Source organism: Rahnella sp. CFA14(1/10) (assembly GCF_004195095.1).
GTDB lineage: Bacteria > Pseudomonadota > Gammaproteobacteria > Enterobacterales > Enterobacteriaceae > Rahnella > Rahnella perminowiae.
Genome location: NZ_SEWS01000008.1, coordinates 287,186 through 307,161, shown reverse-complemented (window position 1 = coordinate 307,161; position 19,976 = coordinate 287,186). Strand labels below are relative to the sequence as shown.

The window sequence follows — 19,976 nt, the reverse complement described above, 5'->3', positions numbered from 1 at the left end:
TTTATGCCCGAAGGCTATTTCACTTGCCGGCCCGTTACGGGAACAGACCGGCATTGATAACTACACCTGGAATGCAGGCTTAAATCACCAGCAGCAGCGCCAGAACGACCACTGCACCGAGCCCCATTGACGCAACGTACCAACGCACCTGGCCGTTTTCGCTGAGAGTCAGACCACGGTTACCCAGACGGGCAAACAGCGCAGGCAGATTCATCATTGAGTTCAGCGGATCACGTTGCAGGAGTTTCGCGACCAGCAGATAAGGTTTCACGAAAATCATGTCGTACAGCCAGTCGAAGCCCCAGGCATGGAACCACCAGGTCGTGAAGAAACGGCCCGGTGCGCTTTTCGCAATGCTGTTGACCAGCGAGCGTTTACCCAGATACAGGGCCGCCGCCAGCAGAATCCCAACAATTGCAATCACGCCTGATGTGATTTCCAGCGTCAGCACACTGCCGTGCGCCAGTTCAGTGGTATCCGGCAGTACGCCTTTCAGTGGCGGAACAATCATCGCGCCAATGAAGGTGGACAGAACCAGTAACACCAGCAGCGGCAGGTGGTGAGTGATGCCTTTACCCGCATGTGCTTTGATTTTTTCTTCGCCATGGAAGACGATGAAGATCATGCGGAAGGTGTACAGCGAGGTCATAAACGCCCCGACCAGACCCGCAACCATCAGATTCAGGTGGCCGTTAGCCAGCGCACCCGCGAGGATTTCATCTTTACTGAAGAAGCCCGCAGTGATGATTGGCAAGGCGGACAGTGCAGCACCGCCGACCAGGAAGCAGATATACACCAGCGGAATGGACTTACGTAATCCACCCATTTTGAAGATGTTCTGTTCGTGGTGGCAGGCCAGAATGACCGAACCGGAAGAAAGGAACAGCAGTGCTTTGAAGAACGCGTGCGTCATCAGGTGGAAGATGGCGGCATCCCACGCCTGAACGCCCAGCGCCAGGAACATGTAACCAATCTGGCTCATGGTAGAGTACGCGAGAACACGTTTGATGTCGGTCTGCACCAGCGCAGCAAAGCCTGCCAGTACCAGTGTTACCGCGCCGATAATGCCCACCAGATGCAGAATTTCCGGTGCCATCAGGAACAGGCCGTGCGTACGTGCAATCAGGTAAACACCGGCGGTCACCATGGTTGCGGCGTGGATCAGCGCAGAAACCGGCGTCGGGCCAGCCATAGCATCTGCCAGCCAGGTCTGGAGCGGAAGCTGTGCGGATTTACCCACTGCGCCACCCAGTAACATCAGGGTCGCCCAGGTGATAGCCGTATCGCCAACGGCCAGTTTCTGTGGTGCCAGGATCATCAGTTCACGGAAGTTCAGGGTACCCAGTTCGCGGTACAGAATAAACAATGCGAAAGCCAGGAACACGTCACCGACACGGGTCACAATGAATGCTTTCATTGCGGCCGCACCGTTTGCCGGATGGGTGTAATAGAAGCCGATCAACAGGTAACTGCACAGGCCCACGCCTTCCCAGCCGAGGTACATCAGCAACAGGTTATCGGCCAGTACCAGAACGACCATGCTGGCGATAAACAGGTTGGTGTAAGCAAAGAAGCGTGAATAGCCTTCTTCACCGCGCATGTACCAGGAAGCAAACATGTGGATGAAGAAACCGACGCCGGTGACCACGGACAGCATGGTCATCGACAAACCATCGAGCGTCAGCGTGACAGGAATATTGAAATCCCCGACCTGCATCCAGTTCCACAGATTCTGGTTAAAGACTTCAACGCCCGCCGCTTTCTGGCTGAGGAAATTGATACCCACATAAAGGGTGGTCAGCGCTGCCAGACCAATCGACCCGACACCTACGGTAGCGGAGGTATTTTCAGACCAGCGACCGCGTGAAAAGGCCAGTAACAGGAAGCCAATCAGCGGGAACAGAATTGTTAAATAGAGTAAGTTCATCCGCGCATCTCACTGACAGTATCAATATTGAGAGTGTGGCGACGGCGATACAGTTGCAGCAGCAACGCCAGACCAATACTGGCCTCCGCCGCAGCCAGGCTGATAGCCAGAATGTACATCACCTGCCCGTCCGCCTGACCCCAGTAGCTTCCTGCCACGATGAACGCCAGCGCCGCTGCGTTGATCATCACTTCAAGGCTGATCAACATAAACAGCAGGTTACGACGAACCAGCAGCCCGGTCAGCCCCAACACAAAGAGGATGGCGGCCAAAATAAGACCATGTTGTAGAGGGATCATGCTCTCTCCTCCGTTTTTCTTTTTGTTGCCATTTCGGTCGTTACCGGTGCGTCACCAAAGACTTCACCTGGTTTGTGTTCACGTCCGATATGGAATGCCACGACCAGACCGGCCAGCAGCAACATTGATGCCAGTTCAACCGCCAGAACGTAAGGTCCAAACAGCGCGATACCGACGGCTTTCGCATCAATCATGTCGCCTTTGATACCGTGAGCATGCAACCCGAGGATTGACATGATCATCACCACCAGCAGGATGACCGACAAGATTGAAGGTCCGATCCAGGTGGCAGGTTTAAGCCATGCACGTTCCTGCTCCTGCACGTTACCCAGGTTGAGCATCATCACCACAAAGACGAACAGCACCATAATGGCACCGGCGTACACGATGATCTCCAGGGCACCGGCGAAATACGCACCGAGCGAGAAGAAAACCGCAGCAATCGCCAGCAGAGAGACGATCAGGTACAGCAGTGCATGAACCGGGTTGGTATGCGTGATCACACGCAATGTCGCCAACACGGCCACCAGGGCTGCAATATAAAATGCAAATTCCATGCTTGCGGCTCCTTAAGGCATCAGACCTTTGACGTTGATCGGTTTGGCTTCGTTTTCAGCTTCGCCTTTCGACTTGCCGTCAATCGCCATACCGGCCATCCGGTAGAAATTATATTCCGGATATTTACCCGGCCCCGAAATCAACAGATCTTCTTTTTCGTATACCAGGTCCTGGCGTTTGAATTCACCCAGCTCGAAGTCCGGCGTCAGCTGAATGGCTGTTGTCGGGCAAGCTTCTTCACACAGTCCGCAGAAAATGCAACGTGAGAAGTTGATGCGGAAGAATTCCGGATACCAGCGGCCATCTTTCATTTCTGCTTTTTGCAGAGAAATACAACCTACCGGACACGCTACGGCACACAGGTTACAGGCAACGCAGCGCTCTTCACCGTCCGGATCGCGCGTCAGCACGATACGGCCACGATAACGTGGAGGCGGGTTAACCGGAACTTCGGGATACATCTGGGTTTCGCGCTTGGCGAAGGCATGCATGCCTATCATCCACAAGCTGCGAACCTGGGTACCGAACCCGACCACTATGTCTTTCAATGTCATGGTTTCATCACCCCTTATTGCGCGTTGTACAAGATGACCGCAGCGGTCGCCAGCAGATTAAGCAACGTCAGTGGCAGGCAAACTTTCCAGCCAAATGACATCACCTGGTCGTAGCGGGGACGCGGCAAAGCAGCACGGATCAAAATGAACATCACCATGAAGAAAGCAGTTTTCAGCGCAAACCAGATAAACGGCGGCAGGAACGGGCCCTGCCAGCCACCGAAGAACAAAGTGACGATCAACGCGGAGACCGTCACGATACCGATGTATTCCCCCACGAAGAACAGGCCGAATTTCATACCGGAATATTCAATGTGGTAACCATCGGCCAGTTCCTGCTCGGCTTCCGGCTGGTCAAACGGGTGACGGTGGCAAACAGCAACGCCCGCAATCGCAAAAGTCACGAAGCCAAAGAACTGCGGAATGATGTTCCACACATGCGCCTGCGAATTGACGATGTCTTGCAGATTGAAAGAACCCGCCTGTGCCACGACGCCCATCAGTGATAAACCGAGGAAGACTTCATAGCTCAGCGTCTGGGCAGAAGCACGCATCGCACCCAGCAGCGAGTATTTGTTGTTACTGGACCAGCCAGCGAACAACACCGCATAGACGGTCAGACCGGCCATCATCAGGAAGAACAAAATACCGATGTTCAGATCGGCGGCGAACCAGGTCGGACTGACCGGAACGATCGCAAAGGAGATCAACAGGGACGTAAACGCAATCATCGGTGCCAGCGTAAAGATGGCTTTGTCGGTGAAGTTAGGAACCCAGTCTTCCTTGAAGAACATCTTGATCATGTCAGCCACAAGCTGCAGGGAACCGCCCCAGCCGACACGGTTTGGTCCGTAACGGTTCTGGAACAGCCCCAGCAAACGGCGTTCGCCGAAGCTCATGAAGGCCCCGCAAATCACCACGACCAGCAGGATCACGACAGCTTTCAGAATGGCGATCAACGAATCAATCACGACAGGTGTAAACCAGCTCATTGTGCTGCCTCCCGCAGATTTTCAACCGTTGCGCCAACCAGCACCGGCGAAATACCCGGTAAGCCCAGCGGCAGGCCGACCTGGCCCTGGTTCAATGTTTCACTCAGACGAACCGGCAATTTCAGTGTCTGACCGGCACAGGTGAACTCCACCTGTGAACCTGCGTTCACGCCTAACTGTGCAGCATCTGCCGGGTTAACCATCACATACGCCTGTGGCATACGCTGCTGGATCACCGTTGAACGCTGTGTCATTTCCTCACTGCCGAACAGGTGATAATAAGGCGCAACGCGCCAGCTATCGCTCTGTGCGGTAAACGCAGCCGGAATGGCGGTGAAGTATTCAAGACGGGCTTCGCCAGCTTCAATCAGACGTACACCCGGATCGCCGAAGCGCAGGCTGCCACCGACTTCACTCTGGAATTTGTTCCAGGCTTGCGGGGAGTTCCAGCCCGGTGCCCAGGCAAAGGGTATCTGATTGCGGTGGGCTGTCGGACTGTTGTTCCCTTCCATAGAGAAGGCAAACATAGTGTCTTTATCTTGCGGCTGACGCGGCTCGTGCACGCTGATATTTGCACGTGCCGCAGTACGACCACTCGAACGGATAGGAGAACGTGCCAGTTTCTGACCACGAATACGGAAAGTGGCATCAGGCGCAGCTTCAACAATGCCTGTCAGTTGTGGCAACGCAGCAACACACGCCTGAATGACGTGATCCAGTTGCGTCCAGTCAACATGGCGGCTGTTGATGGTGGAATGCAGCGAATGCATCCAGCGCCAGCTTTCCAGCATGGTGATGGTAGTGTCGTAGTAGGCAGGATCGTAAACCTGGAAGAAGCGCTGAGCACGGCCTTCCTGATTCACCAAAGTACCGTCGCTTTCCGCAAAGCTTGCCGCAGGCAGGATCAGGCTGGCTTGATCCATGATGCGCGTGCGCTGATGGTCAACGACCAGCAGGTTCTGCACGTTAGCTAATGCCGCATTCACTTCCGCTTCAGGCGCCTGACGGTAAAGGTCATTTTCCATCACGATGGCGCTGTCAGCTTCACCCCGGGTCAGCAACGCGAGTGCTTCGTCCAGCGAGCCGCCACCAATCATCGAAAGACCGATGCTGTTAGCTGCGGAAGCCACAAAGGTAATACCGACATCGCTGCCTGCACCTTTCAGCGCTTTCGCGATGTTAGCAGCCGCTTCAATGATGGCATCTGAACCGGCGCTTGTACCGGTGATGATCAGCGGCTTGCGTGCACCGGTCAGCGCCTGCACAATCACGTCGATTTTCTTGTTCAGACCATCAGCAAGGTCGCTGACTGCTGGCGCAGAATTATCCAGCGCATGGGCGATAGCAAAGCCGAAACGCGCCTGCTCATCAACCGGGGCGCGGTAATTGTAAGCGGCGATATCGTCGAGCTTCGTGTTATCCACATTGGTGATAAACAACGGATGTTTGGCATGCTGACCGATATTCTGTACAGCCGCGATTTGCCAGTCGGCAACACGCTGAGCCGCTGCCATCGCGCGGGCTTTACCTTTTACAGCCTGACGAACAGACAGTGCGATACGCGCACCGGTCTGGGTTAAATCTTCGCCCAGCACCAGAACGGCATCGTAATCTTCAATTTCACGCAGCGCCGGTGTACGCACACCGCTGTTGCGCAGAATGTTCAGCATCAGTTGCAAACGCCCCTGCTCTGCCGCGTTGATACCCGTATAGAAATTTTCAGCGCCGACCAGCTCACGCAGGGCAAAGTTGCTTTCAAGGCTGGCACGTGGCGAGCCGATACCGATCGTTTTCTTCGCCTGACGGATAATGTCTGCCGCGCCCTGCATCGCCTGTTCAGCGTTAAGTTCGATCCAGTCGTTGCCCCGCAGTTGCAATGGCTTCTTCGGTCGATCTTTGAGGTTCACGTAGCCATACCCGAAACGACCACGATCGCACAGGAAGTAATGGTTTACGGTACCGTTATAACGGTTTTCGATACGACGCAGTTCGCCGTAACGTTCACCCGGGCTGGTGTTACAGCCAACAGAACATTGCTGACAGATGCTTGGCGCAAACTGCATGTCCCATTTACGGTTGTAGCGTTCGGAATGCGTTTTATCGGTGAAAACACCGGTCGGACAGACTTCAACCAGGTTACCGGAGAACTCACTTTCCAGCGGTCCATCTTCCGGGCGGCCGAAATAGACGTTGTCGTGTGCGCCATAAACGCCCAGATCGGTGCCGTCCGCGTAATCCTTGTAGTAACGGACACAACGGTAACAGGCGATACAGCGGTTCATTTCATGAGAAATGAACGGGCCGAGATCCTGGTTGTTATGGGTTCGTTTGGTAAAGCGGTAACGGCGCATACTGTGGCCGGTCATCACCGTCATATCCTGCAGGTGACAGTTACCGCCTTCCTCACACACCGGACAGTCGTGCGGATGGTTGGTCATCAGCCATTCCACAACGCTTTCACGAAATTCTTTCGCTTCGCCGTCATCGATGGAAATGAAGGTGCCATCAGACGCGGGTGTCATACATGACATCACCAGACGACCGCGCGTGTCTTCCGCATTTTGGTATTGCTTAACCGCACATTGGCGACAAGCGCCGACGCTTCCCAGCGCCGGATGCCAGCAAAAATAAGGAATATCGAGGCCGAGAGAGAGGCAAGCCTGTAACAGGTTGTCCGCTCCGTCTACATCGTATTCTTTGCCGTCTACATGAATCGTAGCCATAGTCAGCATGCTTCCACGTGGCCCACTTAGTGGGCGTTAATCAAAAATTCTTGCCGGGTTGGCGTATATCATTCGACAGCGCGTCCCTTGTTCCGGGAATTCGCGCACAGCGGGCTCACGTCCGCTGCCTGTTGCCTTCACTACCAGCGTTCTTTCAGCAGATTGTTTGGCTGAATTCCGCCAATCGCGCGTGCGTTGTTGAAATGCTGTTTGGCGATACCCGCCTCAAACTCTTCCCGGAAATATTTAATCGCACTCTGCAATGGCTCCACGGCACCCGGCGCGTGTGCGCAGAAGGTTTTGCCCGGGCCAAGCTGGCGGCAAAGCTGTTGGAGAGTTTCGATATCTCCCGGCTGGCCTTCACCGCGCTCCAGCGCACGAAGAATTTTCACACTCCACGGCAGACCATCACGGCATGGCGTACACCAGCCACAAGATTCGCGGGCGAAAAACTCTTCCAGGTTACGCACCAGCGGGACCATGCCGATTTCATTATCAACGGCCATGGCCAGCGCAGTCCCCAGACGGCTGCCAGCTTTACCAATGCTGGCAAAGTCCATCGGCAGATCCAGATGATCAGCGGTCAGGAAGTCGGTCCCTGCCCCGCCCGGCTGCCAGGCTTTAAATTTCAGGCCGTCACGCATGCCACCGGCGTACTCTTCAAGGATTTCACGTGCGGTGGTCCCAAACGGTAGCTCCCAGACGCCCGGATTTTTCACCCGGCCGGAGAAGCCCATCAGCTTGGTGCCGGCATCTTCACTTTTGCCCGCCGAAATACCTTTGTACCAGTCCACCCCGTGCTCAAGGATTGCAGGTACGTTGCACAACGTTTCGACGTTGTTGACACAAGTCGGTTTACCCCATACACCGGCAGAGGCCGGGAATGGCGGCTTGGAACGCGGGTTGGCACGGCGGCCTTCCAGTGAGTTGATGAGCGCCGTTTCTTCACCGCAGATATAACGACCGGCACCGGTATGCACAATCAGTTCAAAGTCAAAACCGGTACCCAGGATATTTTTACCCAGCAGGCCAGCGGCTTTGGCTTCTTCGATTGCACGGCGCAGGTTCACAGCGGCTTCAATGTATTCGCCACGCAGGAAGATGTAGCCACGATAAGATTTCAGCGCGAAGGCCGAAATCAGCATGCCTTCCACCAGCAGGTGTGGCATTTGTTCCATCAGCATGCGGTCTTTATAAGTACCGGGTTCCATCTCATCGGCGTTACACAGCAGATAGCGGATGTTCATGCTTTCGTCTTTCGGCATCAGACTCCACTTCAGACCGGTGGAGAAACCTGCGCCGCCACGCCCTTTCAGGCCAGCGTCTTTTACCAGATTAACGATTTCTTCCTGCGCCATGCCTTTGAGGGCTTTTTCCGCACCCACATAACCGTTTTTGCTGCGGTACTCGTCGATCCAGACGGGCTGCTTATCATCACGCATACGCCAGGTCAGCGGATGCATCTCGGGTGTACGTTCAATGTGTCGGGGAATATATGTCATGCGTAACGCTCCAGTAGCGAGCCGATCGCTTCCGGCGTCAGATGGCTGTGCGTGTCCTCATCAATCATCATTGACGGACCTTTGTCACAGTTACCAAGACAGCAGGTCGGCAGCAGAGTAAAGCGTCCGTCTTCGGTCGTTTCGCCCGGCTTAATATGCAACTGTTGTTCCAGTGCGGCCTGGATCCCCTGATAACCGGTGATGTGGCACACCACGCTGTCACAGTAGCGGATCACATGGCGTCCGACCGGCTGACGGAAGATCTGGCTGTAGAATGTCGCCACACCTTCAACATCACTGGCAGGAATACCCAGAACATCGGAGATTGCGTAGATAGCGCCATCAGGCACCCAGCCACGCGCTTTTTGCACGATTTTCAACGCTTCGATAGAGGCCGCGCGGGCATCTTCGTAGTGATGTTTTTCGTGCTCAATCGCTTCGCGTTCAGCGTCACTCAGCACAAATACCGGCGGCGCAACAGGCTCGCTGATATTGATGTACTGAACTTCTGAGTCTTTATTGATATCTGTCATCGTTAGCGGTCCACATCTGACATTACAAAATCGATACTGCCCAGATACACGATCAGGTCGGATACCAGGCTGCCACGGATTACGGACGGGATCTGTTGCAAATGCGGGAAGCTTGGCGTACGGACACGGGTGCGGTAGCTCATGGTGCTGCCGTCACTGGTCAGGTAATAGCTGTTGATCCCTTTGGTGGCTTCAACCATCTGGAAAGATTCTTGCGCAGGCATAACCGGCCCCCACGACACTTGCAGGAAGTGAGTGATCAGGGTCTCAATGTGTTGCAGGGTGCGCTCTTTCGGTGGTGGCGTGGTCAGCGGGTGATCTGCTTTGAACGGACCTTCCGGCATATTTTTGTAACACTGTTCCAGAATGCGCAGGCTCTGACGAAGTTCTTCTACTTTCAGCATCACACGGGAATAGCAGTCGCTGACGCCATCACCGGTCGGCACTTCAAAGTCAAAGTTTTCGTAGCCGGAATACGGACGCCATTTACGCACGTCAAACGGAATACCCGTTGCGCGCAGGCCAGCGCCGGTGGTGCCCCAGGCCAGGGCATCATCTGCGTTATACGCAGCCACGCCTTTGGAACGGCCAATCAGAATGGTGTTTTTCAGCGCCGCTTTAACATAGGAATCCAGACGGGCTGGCATCCAGTCAAGGAATTCACGCAGCAGACGATCCCACCCTTTCGGCAGATCATGCGCAACGCCACCAATACGGAACCAGGCCGGGTGCATACGGAAACCGGTAATCGCTTCCACCAGATCGTAAATTTTCTGACGATCGGTAAAGGCGAAGAACACCGGGGTCATCGCGCCCACGTCCTGGATAAACGTAGAGATGTACAACAAATGGCTATTGATGCGAAACAGCTCAGATAACATGACACGTATAGTGTTCACGCGGTCCGGCGTCACGATACCGGCGAGTTTTTCAACAGCCAGCACGTAAGGCATTTCGTTTACGCAACCGCCGAGATATTCGATACGGTCAGTGTAAGGAATGTAGCTGTGCCAGGACTGCCGTTCACCCATTTTCTCAGCACCACGGTGGTGGTAACCGACGTCAGGCACGCAATCGACAATTTCTTCACCATCAAGCTGCAGGATGATGCGAAATGCGCCGTGCGCAGACGGGTGGTTAGGGCCGAGGTTGAGGAACATAAAGTCTTCGTTGTTGGTACCGCGCTTCATGCCCCAGTCTTCAGGCTTGAAGGTCAGCGATTCCATCTCAAGTTCTTCTTTCTGCCTGGTCAGTTCGTAGGGATCGAACTCAGTGGCACGCGCCGGATAATCTTTACGCAGCGGATGCCCTTCCCAGGTCTGCGGCATCATAATGCGCGTCAGATGCGGGTGGCCATCGAAGGTAATACCGAACATTTCCCATGTTTCACGCTCATACCAGTTAGCATTCGGGAACACTTTGGTGATGGTCGGAACATGAAGATCGTTTTCTGATAATGCCACCTTGATCATGATGTCGCGGTTACGCTCAACCGAGAGCAGATGGTAGAAAACGGAAAAATCCGCGGCCGGTAAACCGTCGCGGTGTGTACGTAAACGCTCATCAAAGCCATGCAAATCGAAAAGCATGACATAAGGTTTTGGCTGTTTTCGTAAAAAGGTAATCGCTTCCAGTAACTGTTCACGCTTGAACCAGACTACCGGAATGCCGGTACGGGTCGCCTGAACAGTAAAGGCCTCTGGCCCAAAACGGTTACGCAATTCGCCGATAACCGGGTCATCGAGATGATCACGGGTATGCCATGCTGGCAGGGCGGAATCTTGCGTCGTCAAATCTGTCATATTTTTTTCACCACACTAAATGGTCATTTATGCCGTAAGGGGGATATTTATACCCCCTCAGGGTTGACTCTCAGACCGCAGTGTTAAATCTCGTCCGGCGAACGCAGATTTGTCACAGCAATACGCTCAGCACGTTTACGCTCTTTTTCAGACTGCATATTCGCGCGGTAAACACCCTGATCGCCAACAACCCATGACAACGGGCGACGTTCTTTACCAATGGACTCCTGCAACAGCAGCAGAGCCTGCATGTAGGCTTCCGGACGTGGCGGACATCCCGGGATGTACACATCGACCGGCAGGAACTTATCCACGCCCTGCACCACAGAGTAAATATCGTACATGCCGCCGGAGTTCGCACAGGCGCCCATCGAAATAACCCATTTGGGTTCCAGCATCTGATCGTATAAACGCTGAATAACCGGAGCCATTTTGGTAAAGCAGGTTCCTGCTATCACCATAAAGTCAGCCTGGCGTGGTGACGCACGCAGCACTTCTGCGCCAAAACGCGCAACGTCATGCACCGCAGTGAATGACGTCACCATTTCGACATAACAGCAGGAAAGACCGAAGTTGTAGGGCCAAAGGGAGTTTTTGCGACCCCAGTTCACCATGCCATGCAGTGACTCCTGGAGATTTCCCATGAAGACGCTGCGTTTAACCTGCTCCTGAAGAGGATCGCCGACGACCTCCTGAGACTGCAGGGGGTAACGGTCGTTCTCACCGTCCGGGTCTATGCGGGTGAGCGTATAGTCCATCTTAATGCCTCGCTATGACTGCTTACTGAGGGTGACTGTTGGTATTAATCGCCGGGCTTGGTTTAACAGGTCCTTTCGAACGTGTTGGTGTCCAGTCGAGTGCGCCAATTCGCACCAGATAGAACAAACCAGCCAGCAGTACCAAAATGAAAATGGTGGCTTCAACGAATCCGGTCCAGCCGCTTTCGCGAATAGACGTTGACCATGCATAGAGATACAAGGCTTCAACATCGAAAATGACGAAGAACATGGCGACCAGATAAAACTTGGCGGAAAGGCGCAGCCGGGCAGTACCGACAGAGGCGATACCTGACTCAAAAGGCGTGTTTTTATAGCGCGCTCTGGCTCTCCCGCCAAGAAACGCGGCGCCCAGTAACATCAGGCAGCACATGCCCATTGCGACGATAAGAAAAACGGCGAACGCCCAGTGTTGAGCGATGACTTCAGTGGCTGTTGACATACTCATTGCTTACTCATCAAAAGTGGCACTTTGGCATCTGCTCTGTAAGGTCGGCAGCTTGCGCACCACATCGATTCAAGGGAAGGATTAAAAACCACACAGTTCACGGCTCAACAAGGGATTAAGCCAGTGATTTGTTGTGGGCTTTTTACCCCTTTCTATAACCTTTTGTCAACTTTGACAAAAGTATCTCCACATTAGTTTACATGCTTATCATTTAATTAACATATCATGCGCCGGAACTTAAGCTAAATCGTGTCAGTTAAATACTGAGATAAAGCATGGGCCTGTGTCGGGAGTGATGACATCTTACGTACTTTACTATTGTCGCAGGAATAGACACCGCTTCCACTCTCTTAATAGGGTTATTTTTTTGATCCATGTCAGAGTTCTGTCAATTTTGAGAGAAAAAAAGCCATACATTTAACAAGTTTTATTGATTTTCAAAAAACGACAAGCGATTTACGGAAAAATTTTATGCTTTTTTTTAACCTGGAAAAGCCAGCATTTTGCGTGGTTTACTGCGGTGATAGTTGATGATGATAACAGTCGTTGCGGGGGACACGGAAGGTAAACAAATCAAAACAGGGGTTTTAGAAAGGATAGTAAACAAAATCACTAAAAGTAATCATTTTGCTACTTCTAAAGAGGGAGAAACCTTTACCCCCGCCCCGTCAGACGGAGGCGGAAGGTAAAGCCGGGGGATTATCTTAACTTTGAGAGTCTGCCAGGAACTCATGATCGTCATCCGCTACCGGACGGGGACCATAGGCACTGAGAGAATATGGATCATTCCCTTGCTCAACGGCATTGAAAATCGCCATTGCCAGTTCATTTTCACAACGGGCATTTTTGTACAACACATACTGCGTATCCGGCAAACGTGGTAAACCATCCTGTTCACCCAAAACACGCAACTCCGGGCTCATCATTTCGATAGGACGGGCTGTCACGCCCAGTCCCGCACGCACGGCCGCACGAATTGCCGATAATGTCGAGGCGACATAAGCAATACGCCACGGGATCCCTGCCTGACTCAGATGCTCTATTGCCATCATCCGGTACGGACTTGGCTCATCAAGCACCACCAGCGGAACACTATCGCCGGAAGGATACGCAAAATCAGCTGAGCAGTACCAGAGTGTGGGCGATGTACGCAGAACGATGTGCGGGTGATCGGTATTCGTCATCGTCGTGATGGCCAAATCCACTTCTTCACTTTCGAGCATCGACAACATGAAAGGGCTGCGTTTAACGCGGACATCAATAGACAACTTCGGATATACGGATGTCACACGACTGAGCAGGAAGGGTAAAATGGTGTCAGCAGTATCATCTGACGCGCCAATCGTTATCCCACCCTGAACATTGCTATACATCAAAGATGTGCAGGCTTCATCATTAAAACGAAGGATTTTGCGTGCGTAACCCAACAACTGAATACCGTGTTCAGTTAATAATTTATTGCGTCCATGTCTGGCAAACAGTTCTTTTCCAACGAGTTGTTCTAGACGTTGCATTTGCTGGCTTACCGCCGACTGAGTACGACACACCGCAGCAGCAGCCGCAGCGAACGTATTTAAATCAGCAACAGCTACAAATGTCCTCAACAGATCAAGATCGAGATTGAGGATTGGACGATTTGCAATTGTCATAGTTTTTCTTCACTTTATAGAATCTAATAACAAGCTACCCTGATGGTGCGTCAAAGTACCCGCAAAAAGCAGAATACCAGATATGTCGGATACTCACTCATTTGATAACCTAAATTGAGAAATATTTGTGCATGCAAGTTTTCAACATTGTGGGCATTCGGTCATTAAACCTGTGCATAATAATTCCCCACAAAGGCTAAATGATTAGATTTACTTATTTAATATAGCCTGTTGCCGCCAACCGTTCCATATCCCTTGCAATACCGCCTGCTGCTAACATAAAGCCGACATTCGGCAATATTATCATGCGCAAACATAAGCCAAATTAACCGATAAAAGTGACTACTGGAAATATAATTCAATAAATTCATTAAGTCACATGAATAATCATTTTAAGCCCCAAGGCTTATCTTTAAGTAACATTAAGATTTTTCTTGTTTCATCAAATTTAGTTTACACTGACCTGCTGAAATATATGCAGCAAAAGCATTTACATAATCAAAGGAAATACGTTTGAGACTTTACTTAGAACATGATCATTCATCCAGCATTCACTATTAATGATTAGATAAATAAAACTAATTCTTGCTAAGGTTTTTTAGCGGAAAAACAAAGCTTCCTGAATTTTTTTCAGAATTTGTCGAGCTTTGGTAAGATTTCGTGATGTTCTGTGCCTAAAGGCAATGAAATGGTCGGTCAGGGGACGCGCGCAGGGCAGCAAAAACAGTGAATTTATTGTACAAAAAACCCACAATCACAACATATAAAATCGTTATATCTCTATAAATTAGCACAATTAACCATTAAGACTCAGGTGCTATACGGTAATACCCCACCACAGACCGCTTTAATACTGTTTTTCACCAAAACGGTGCACAGCCCTTCTCATGCCCTTTGCGGGAGAGTAAATTGACCCCTTCGCACTGTTCTACGGTCGCTCGGCACCAGGGAAGAACAGGCTTTACTGCAAAAGGCTCTCACTTACATGTCCCCGATTGAAAAATCCCGCAAACTGGACAACGTCTGTTATGACATTCGCGGCCCGGTGCTCAAAGAAGCAAAACGTCTTGAAGAAGAAGGTAATAAAGTCCTCAAGCTGAACATCGGCAACCCCGCGCCATTCGGTTTTGATGCGCCTGATGAAATCCTGGTCGATGTCATCCGCAATCTGCCAACCGCGCAAGGTTATTGTGATTCGAAAGGCCTGTTTTCTGCACGTAAAGCGATCATGCAGCATTATCAGGCGCGCGATATGCGTGACATCACGGTTGAAGATATCTATATCGGCAACGGTGTTTCAGAGCTGATTGTTCAGTCCATGCAGGCACTGCTTAATACCGGTGATGAAATGTTAGTCCCTGCGCCCGACTACCCGTTGTGGACAGCAGCCGTTTCGTTATCAGGCGGTAATGCTGTGCATTATCTGTGTGATGAAGGGGCGGACTGGTTCCCTGACATTGCCGATATTCGTGACAAAATCACACCGCGTACCCGTGGCATTGTGATTATCAACCCGAATAACCCGACCGGCGCCGTATACAGTAAAGAATTACTGATGCAGATTGTGGACATCGCCCGGGAACATAATCTGATTATTTTTGCCGACGAAATTTACGACAAGATCCTGTATGACGAAGCCCGGCACATCTCCATCGCCTCCCTGGCACCGGATTTACTGACGGTCACCTTTAACGGTCTGTCAAAAACCTACCGCGTAGCCGGTTTCCGTCAGGGCTGGATGGTTCTGAACGGACCGAAGAAACATGCGAAAGGTTATATTGAAGGTCTGGAAATGTTGGCCTCGATGCGCCTTTGCGCCAATGTGCCGATGCAACATGCCATTCAGACTGCACTGGGCGGCTATCAGAGCATCAGCGAGTTTATTCAGCCGGGCGGACGCCTGGTCGAACAACGCGATCGTGCATGGGAACTGATCAATGAAATTCCAGGCGTTTCCTGCGTGAAACCAAAGGGCGCCCTGTATATGTTCCCGCGCATTGACGCCAAACGTTTCAACATCCATGACGATCAGAAAATGGTGCTCGACTTACTGTTACAGCAAAAGGTATTGCTGGTTCAGGGTTCTGCGTTCAACTGGCCGTATCCGGATCATGTACGTATCGTGACGCTGCCACGTGTGGATGAGTTGGAAATGGCTGTCAATAAACTGGGACGTTTCCTCGAAACCTATCGCCAGTGATGAAATCAGGGCGCTGACGACAGCGCCCTTTCGCCTTTCCTTTCAATTTCCGCATTTGCATAACGGTTTCGCACTGCTCACAATAGTCATTCATTCACCGCAGTAATCGAGAGTGTTATGAATCAGAGCCATTTTTTCGCCCACCTTTCCCGCCTTAAACTGATCAGCCGCTGGCCGCTGATGCGCAATGTCCGTACTGAAAACGTGTCGGAGCACAGTCTGCAAGTCGCTTTCGTCGCCCATGCTTTAGCCGTGATCAAGAACCGTAAATTCAATGGCAATCTGAGTGCGGAACGCGTTGCTCTGCTCGCCATGTACCACGATGCCAGCGAAGTGCTTACCGGCGATATGCCGACGCCAATCAAGTATTACAATCCGCAGATTGCCCATGAGTACAAAAAGATTGAGAAAATTGCCCAGCAGAAACTGATTGAAATGCTGCCGAAGGAATTACAGGAGGATTTCCGCCCGCTGATTGACGAACATTATTATACGGAAGAAGAAAAACTGACCGTAAAACAGGCTGATGCGCTGTGCGCCTATCTGAAATGTCTGGAGGAATTATCGGCAGGCAATAACGAATTCACTCTGGCGAAAGCCCGTCTGGAGAAAACGCTGGCAGACAGAAAAAGCCCGGAAATGGATTACTTTATGGAAGTCTTCATTCCGAGTTTCAGCCTCTCGCTGGACGAAATCAGTCTCGATTCGCCGCTCTGAACCTGCGATCAGAACGGGAATAAGACAGGTACCAGAAATATGCTGACGACCATCACCAGCAAAGTGAACGGTACACCGATGCGGAGAAAGTCGCCAAACTGATAGTTGCCCGGCACCATAACCAGCGTATTTACCGGTGACGATACCGGTGTCATAAAAGCGGCAGAAGCCGCAATAGCAATAATCATGGTGAACGGGTACGGTGATACCCCCATCTGGTGTGCCGCCGCAATAGCAATCGGCGCCATCAGGACGGCCGTTGCAGTATTAGAAATAAACAGCCCGATGCTTGCACAGAGAATGAATAAGCTCAGCAACATTACATACGGGCCATAGCCGCCGCTTATCTCCATCAATCCCTTCACAATCAGTGCCACACCGCCGGTTTTCTGCAGAGCCAGCGCAAAAGGCATCATCCCGACGATCAGCAGCAAACTTGGCCAGTGAATGGCTTTATAAGCACTTTCCATCGTGATGCAACGGAATTTACCCATCAGAATACAGGCAATAATGGCGGCGATAGCGTTAGGCACATCATCGGTGAGCATCAGCGCCACCATCAGCGCCAGACAAAACAGCGCATGGGGTGCCTGGCTCAGAGCGGGCGCGACTTCATCCACTTCAGCGGGAAGATTAAGTACAATGAAATCATGCATTTGTTGCTGAAGCTGGCGGATCAGTTTCCAGTCGCCAATCACCAGCAGCATATCGCCCAGCTGCAATTCCTCATCCACCAGTTTTCCCTCCAGCGCTTCACCCTGGCGGCGGATACCCACAACATTTAAGCCATAGGTGGAGCGGAATGCCACATCACGCAGCGTTTTGCCGAGCAGTTCGGAATCGGGAATTAATGACACTTCGGCCATCCCGACATCCCGCGATTGCTCAGAAAAATACTCACCACGTAGCACCATAGGCTCGAGCATTTCGTCAGTGCAAAATTGTCTGATGGAGATGTCAGGATCCGACATATCGAGCAGTAACACATCCCGGGCAAACAATTCCGTATTCCCCGTCGCACTGACCATCACACGGCGAAATTTACGCCAGCGTTCAATGCCTACGACGTTCGCGCCGTAACGGGAACGCAGATGCACATCATCAAGTGTACGCCCGACCAAAGGCGAACCGGGGCGGATAGTGACGCGACGCGCACGGCCGGTCAGATGATAATCACGGATCAAATCCCGGAAAGTTCGCCGCTTCCAGTGTTGCTGACCTCGTGCCGCATCTTCTGATGACAGCCAGCGACGGGCAATCAGCATATATCCGATACCCATTATCAGTACCGCCAGTCCCACCGGGGTGACGCCGAAGAAACCAAAACCGTCGAATCCCTCACGCAACAGTTCGCTGTTGACTACCATGTTCGGCGGCGTAGCGACTAATGTCATCATACCGCTGATAAGCCCGGCGAAACTCAGCGGCATCATCAGTCGTGCGGGAGAGGTTTTCATGCGCGCCGAGACGCTCATCACCACAGGAATGAAGATCGCGACCACGCCGGTTGAACTCATAAAAGCGCCCAGACCTGCGACAGTAAGCATCAGCAAAACCAGCATCCGCGTTTCACTGTTGCCCGCCACTTTCATCAGCCAGTCACCGACCTGATACGCCACACCGGTTCTCACCAGCCCGTGGCCGACCACAAACAGCGCCGCGATCAAAATAACGTTCGGATCACTGAATCCGGCCAGTGCTTCATTGATAGTCAGCGTGCCGCTGAGCACAAAAGCAATAATGACCAGTAAAGCAACAATATCCATTCGCAGCGTATTGCGTGCAAACAGCACCATCGCAATAGCCAGCAACGTGACGACCCAAAGCAATTCACCGGTCAAAACACACTCCATTTGCGTTGAGATTGAGAGGCAGGAACGGGTACCAGAATGGCATAAAAAAACCCCGCACAGGCGGGGTTTATATCAATTTAAACAGGGAAATTGTGTTTTTTCTGACCTTAACGCAGACTGACTTTCACACCTTCGCCGGTACGGCTGATCAGCAGAACTTCCAATGTCGTCAGGTCGAAATCGACATTTTCAATCCCGGGCGTATCGTCCGGTGCGTTTACAGCAATGACTTTGCAGCCCGCGGCCAGCCCGGCCATCACACCGGCGGCGGCATCTTCAACCACCACGCAATCTTCCGGTGCCAGACCCAAACGTTCTGCTCCCAGCAAATAGGCGTCAGGCTGTGGTTTGCCATGTTTGACCTGTTCAGCGGTGATAAACACTTCAGGCTCAGGCAAATGCGCCGCTTTATGGCGCGCGCTGGCGACAGGCAAGGAACCGGATGTCACAATTGCCCAGGGAATATTCTGCCGGTTGAGTTCACTTAACAGCAAATGGGCACCGGGAAGCGCGGCTACCCCCTCGGTGTCCGTGGCTTCAATCTGTTCCAGCTTCAGAAACTCTTTTTGAATCGCTTCTTCACTTTCACCCGCCATAAAATGACGCAAAGAAGTGATCGCCTGCTTGCCATGAATAAACGCCAGTACATCCTGGGGGCTGATACCCCGGCTAAGCGCCCAGTTCACCCAGGCACGCTCAACTGCAGGTAATGAATCAACTAACGTTCCATCAAGGTCGAACAAAAAACCCTTACAAAGCACAGGCGACTCCTTTAAGTATTGACATCAGGCATTGATAATTTGCGCGATCTCTACCGCACTCAGATGATACTGACGCGGGCACGACTGCCAGACCGCCAGCATACGCTGGTATTTATCCCACATTTTGGTCTGCGAGTTAAACCCGTGAGTGCCTGCATCAAAATCGGTGTAACGTCCTTCGGTGTTCACCATAAAGCGAACATAGCTTAAATAGCGGGATTCCGTTGCGGCATCAAAACCCAGAAAATCAATACGGCGGCGATCCAAATCTTGCGTATCTTTCAAATGGGTCCAGGACACCTGCATCGCATGATGCATTTCCATAATATTAATCACTGTGCGACAGGTTTCCTCCGGCAATTCGCCGAAATCTCTGTCCAGCTCGCGCATTTGCAAACCAAAACCCCGTTCTACAACGGTTTGTAACCGGCGATAGCGTTCCGCATTATCGGGATCCAGCATGGTCATCATTTTGTATTGATTGGACAAAATCAGGCGTTGAGCGTTCGTCATTTCCATCGTGAAAATCCTCATGTCTGCATAATGCGCAAAGCATGGCATAGCGCAAAGTTCTGCGAAATCGCAAGCACACCATTCTTTGATTTGAGTCGGGATCTCACCTGAAATAATCACCGGGGAGATTTCCCCGGCGAGATACGACTTATGAAAGATTGTCATTGAT

General features: G+C 51.9%; 17 protein-coding genes. 2 read left to right on the top strand and 15 right to left on the bottom strand.

Going from position 1 to position 19,976, the window contains the following annotated elements:
• Window positions 1-79: 79 nt before the first annotated feature.
• The 12 genes from nuoL to lrhA all read right to left on the bottom strand — a co-directional run bounded on the left by nuoL (window position 80) and on the right by lrhA (window position 13,763).
• The gene (nuoL, locus tag EVX52_RS17690) at window positions 80-1,927 is read right to left on the bottom strand and encodes an NADH-quinone oxidoreductase subunit L (protein WP_129991769.1); all 1,848 of its coding nucleotides are present in this window, start codon (window positions 1,925-1,927) and stop codon (window positions 80-82) included.
• Entirely contained in the window at window positions 1,924-2,226 is a 303-nt protein-coding gene (nuoK, locus tag EVX52_RS17685; RefSeq protein WP_004936014.1) for an NADH-quinone oxidoreductase subunit NuoK, read from the bottom strand. Before nuoK ends, nuoL begins: the two co-directional genes overlap by 4 nt.
• On the bottom strand, window positions 2,223-2,783 hold the full coding sequence (gene nuoJ, locus EVX52_RS17680; protein ID WP_129952341.1) for an NADH-quinone oxidoreductase subunit J: 561 nt from the start codon (window positions 2,781-2,783) through the stop codon (window positions 2,223-2,225). The genes nuoK and nuoJ overlap by 4 nt, the downstream gene beginning before the upstream one ends.
• A 12-nt stretch (window positions 2,784-2,795) precedes the next feature.
• Window positions 2,796-3,338 (bottom strand): NADH-quinone oxidoreductase subunit NuoI, encoded by a 543-nt coding sequence (gene nuoI, locus EVX52_RS17675; protein ID WP_013574596.1) that lies wholly within the window; start codon window positions 3,336-3,338, stop codon window positions 2,796-2,798.
• A gap of 14 nt (window positions 3,339-3,352) precedes the next feature.
• The gene (nuoH, locus tag EVX52_RS17670) at window positions 3,353-4,330 is read right to left on the bottom strand and encodes an NADH-quinone oxidoreductase subunit NuoH (RefSeq protein WP_129952340.1); all 978 of its coding nucleotides are present in this window, start codon (window positions 4,328-4,330) and stop codon (window positions 3,353-3,355) included.
• A complete protein-coding gene (gene nuoG, locus EVX52_RS17665; protein ID WP_129991768.1) occupies window positions 4,327-7,053 on the bottom strand; it encodes an NADH-quinone oxidoreductase subunit NuoG in 2,727 nt (908 codons plus the stop codon). Before nuoG ends, nuoH begins: the two co-directional genes overlap by 4 nt.
• Window positions 7,054-7,193: 140 nt before the next feature.
• Complete coding sequence (gene nuoF, locus EVX52_RS17660; protein WP_129952338.1) at window positions 7,194-8,555, bottom strand: NADH-quinone oxidoreductase subunit NuoF; 1,362 nt, start codon at window positions 8,553-8,555, stop codon at window positions 7,194-7,196.
• The gene (nuoE, locus tag EVX52_RS17655) at window positions 8,552-9,088 is read right to left on the bottom strand and encodes an NADH-quinone oxidoreductase subunit NuoE (protein WP_231576087.1); all 537 of its coding nucleotides are present in this window, start codon (window positions 9,086-9,088) and stop codon (window positions 8,552-8,554) included. Before nuoE ends, nuoF begins: the two co-directional genes overlap by 4 nt.
• 2 nt (window positions 9,089-9,090) lie before the next feature.
• Window positions 9,091-10,890: an NADH-quinone oxidoreductase subunit C/D gene (gene nuoC, locus EVX52_RS17650; protein WP_129991767.1), complete on the bottom strand. Its 1,800-nt coding sequence runs from the start codon at window positions 10,888-10,890 to the stop codon at window positions 9,091-9,093.
• A gap of 83 nt (window positions 10,891-10,973) precedes the next feature.
• Window positions 10,974-11,648 carry an NADH-quinone oxidoreductase subunit B family protein gene (locus EVX52_RS17645; protein WP_129952336.1) on the bottom strand — a complete coding sequence of 225 codons (675 nt, stop codon included), beginning with the start codon at window positions 11,646-11,648 and terminating at the stop codon, window positions 10,974-10,976.
• Window positions 11,649-11,670: 22 nt separating this feature from the next.
• Entirely contained in the window at window positions 11,671-12,114 is a 444-nt protein-coding gene (locus EVX52_RS17640; RefSeq protein WP_129952335.1) for an NADH-quinone oxidoreductase subunit A, read from the bottom strand.
• Window positions 12,115-12,818: 704 nt separating this feature from the next.
• Window positions 12,819-13,763, bottom strand: a complete 945-nt coding sequence (gene lrhA, locus EVX52_RS17635) for a transcriptional regulator LrhA (protein WP_129952334.1) — start codon at window positions 13,761-13,763, stop codon at window positions 12,819-12,821.
• Between the two features lie 985 nt (window positions 13,764-14,748).
• On the opposite strand from lrhA, the gene EVX52_RS17630 reads away from it, so the two are divergent.
• Entirely contained in the window at window positions 14,749-15,963 is a 1,215-nt protein-coding gene (locus EVX52_RS17630) for a pyridoxal phosphate-dependent aminotransferase (RefSeq protein WP_129952333.1), read from the top strand.
• 117 nt (window positions 15,964-16,080) lie between these two features.
• Window positions 16,081-16,680 (top strand): 5'-deoxynucleotidase, encoded by a 600-nt coding sequence (gene yfbR / locus EVX52_RS17625; protein WP_129952332.1) that lies wholly within the window; start codon window positions 16,081-16,083, stop codon window positions 16,678-16,680.
• A gap of 8 nt (window positions 16,681-16,688) precedes the next feature.
• On the opposite strand, the gene EVX52_RS17620 is transcribed toward yfbR, so the two are convergent.
• From EVX52_RS17620 to EVX52_RS17610, 3 genes are all read right to left on the bottom strand, one after another.
• On the bottom strand, window positions 16,689-18,521 hold the full coding sequence (locus tag EVX52_RS17620; protein WP_129991766.1) for an SLC13 family permease: 1,833 nt from the start codon (window positions 18,519-18,521) through the stop codon (window positions 16,689-16,691).
• A gap of 119 nt (window positions 18,522-18,640) precedes the next feature.
• Window positions 18,641-19,294 carry a sugar phosphatase gene (locus tag EVX52_RS17615; protein WP_129991765.1) on the bottom strand — a complete coding sequence of 218 codons (654 nt, stop codon included), beginning with the start codon at window positions 19,292-19,294 and terminating at the stop codon, window positions 18,641-18,643.
• Between the two features lie 24 nt (window positions 19,295-19,318).
• Window positions 19,319-19,813: a YfbU family protein gene (locus EVX52_RS17610; protein ID WP_129952329.1), complete on the bottom strand. Its 495-nt coding sequence runs from the start codon at window positions 19,811-19,813 to the stop codon at window positions 19,319-19,321.
• Window positions 19,814-19,976: the final 163 nt, after the last annotated feature.

What these genes read in the sequence shown, in the direction of transcription:
- nuoE (WP_231576087.1), bottom strand. Translation starts at nt 9,088, where the DNA reads ATGACAGATATCAATAAAGACTCAGAAGTTCAGTACATCAATATCAGC.
- nuoG (WP_129991768.1), bottom strand. Translation starts at nt 7,053, where the DNA reads ATGGCTACGATTCATGTAGACGGCAAAGAATACGATGTAGACGGAGCG.
- EVX52_RS17610 (WP_129952329.1), bottom strand. Translation starts at nt 19,813, where the DNA reads ATGGAAATGACGAACGCTCAACGCCTGATTTTGTCCAATCAATACAAA.
- nuoC (WP_129991767.1), bottom strand. Translation starts at nt 10,890, where the DNA reads ATGACAGATTTGACGACGCAAGATTCCGCCCTGCCAGCATGGCATACC.
- nuoK (WP_004936014.1), bottom strand. Translation starts at nt 2,226, where the DNA reads ATGATCCCTCTACAACATGGTCTTATTTTGGCCGCCATCCTCTTTGTG.
- EVX52_RS17630 (WP_129952333.1), top strand. Translation starts at nt 14,749, where the DNA reads ATGTCCCCGATTGAAAAATCCCGCAAACTGGACAACGTCTGTTATGAC.
- nuoL (WP_129991769.1), bottom strand. Translation starts at nt 1,927, where the DNA reads ATGAACTTACTCTATTTAACAATTCTGTTCCCGCTGATTGGCTTCCTG.
- EVX52_RS17645 (WP_129952336.1), bottom strand. Translation starts at nt 11,648, where the DNA reads ATGGACTATACGCTCACCCGCATAGACCCGGACGGTGAGAACGACCGT.
- nuoF (WP_129952338.1), bottom strand. Translation starts at nt 8,555, where the DNA reads ATGACATATATTCCCCGACACATTGAACGTACACCCGAGATGCATCCG.
- yfbR (WP_129952332.1), top strand. Translation starts at nt 16,081, where the DNA reads ATGAATCAGAGCCATTTTTTCGCCCACCTTTCCCGCCTTAAACTGATC.
- nuoI (WP_013574596.1), bottom strand. Translation starts at nt 3,338, where the DNA reads ATGACATTGAAAGACATAGTGGTCGGGTTCGGTACCCAGGTTCGCAGC.
- nuoH (WP_129952340.1), bottom strand. Translation starts at nt 4,330, where the DNA reads ATGAGCTGGTTTACACCTGTCGTGATTGATTCGTTGATCGCCATTCTG.
- EVX52_RS17640 (WP_129952335.1), bottom strand. Translation starts at nt 12,114, where the DNA reads ATGAGTATGTCAACAGCCACTGAAGTCATCGCTCAACACTGGGCGTTC.
- lrhA (WP_129952334.1), bottom strand. Translation starts at nt 13,763, where the DNA reads ATGACAATTGCAAATCGTCCAATCCTCAATCTCGATCTTGATCTGTTG.
- nuoJ (WP_129952341.1), bottom strand. Translation starts at nt 2,783, where the DNA reads ATGGAATTTGCATTTTATATTGCAGCCCTGGTGGCCGTGTTGGCGACA.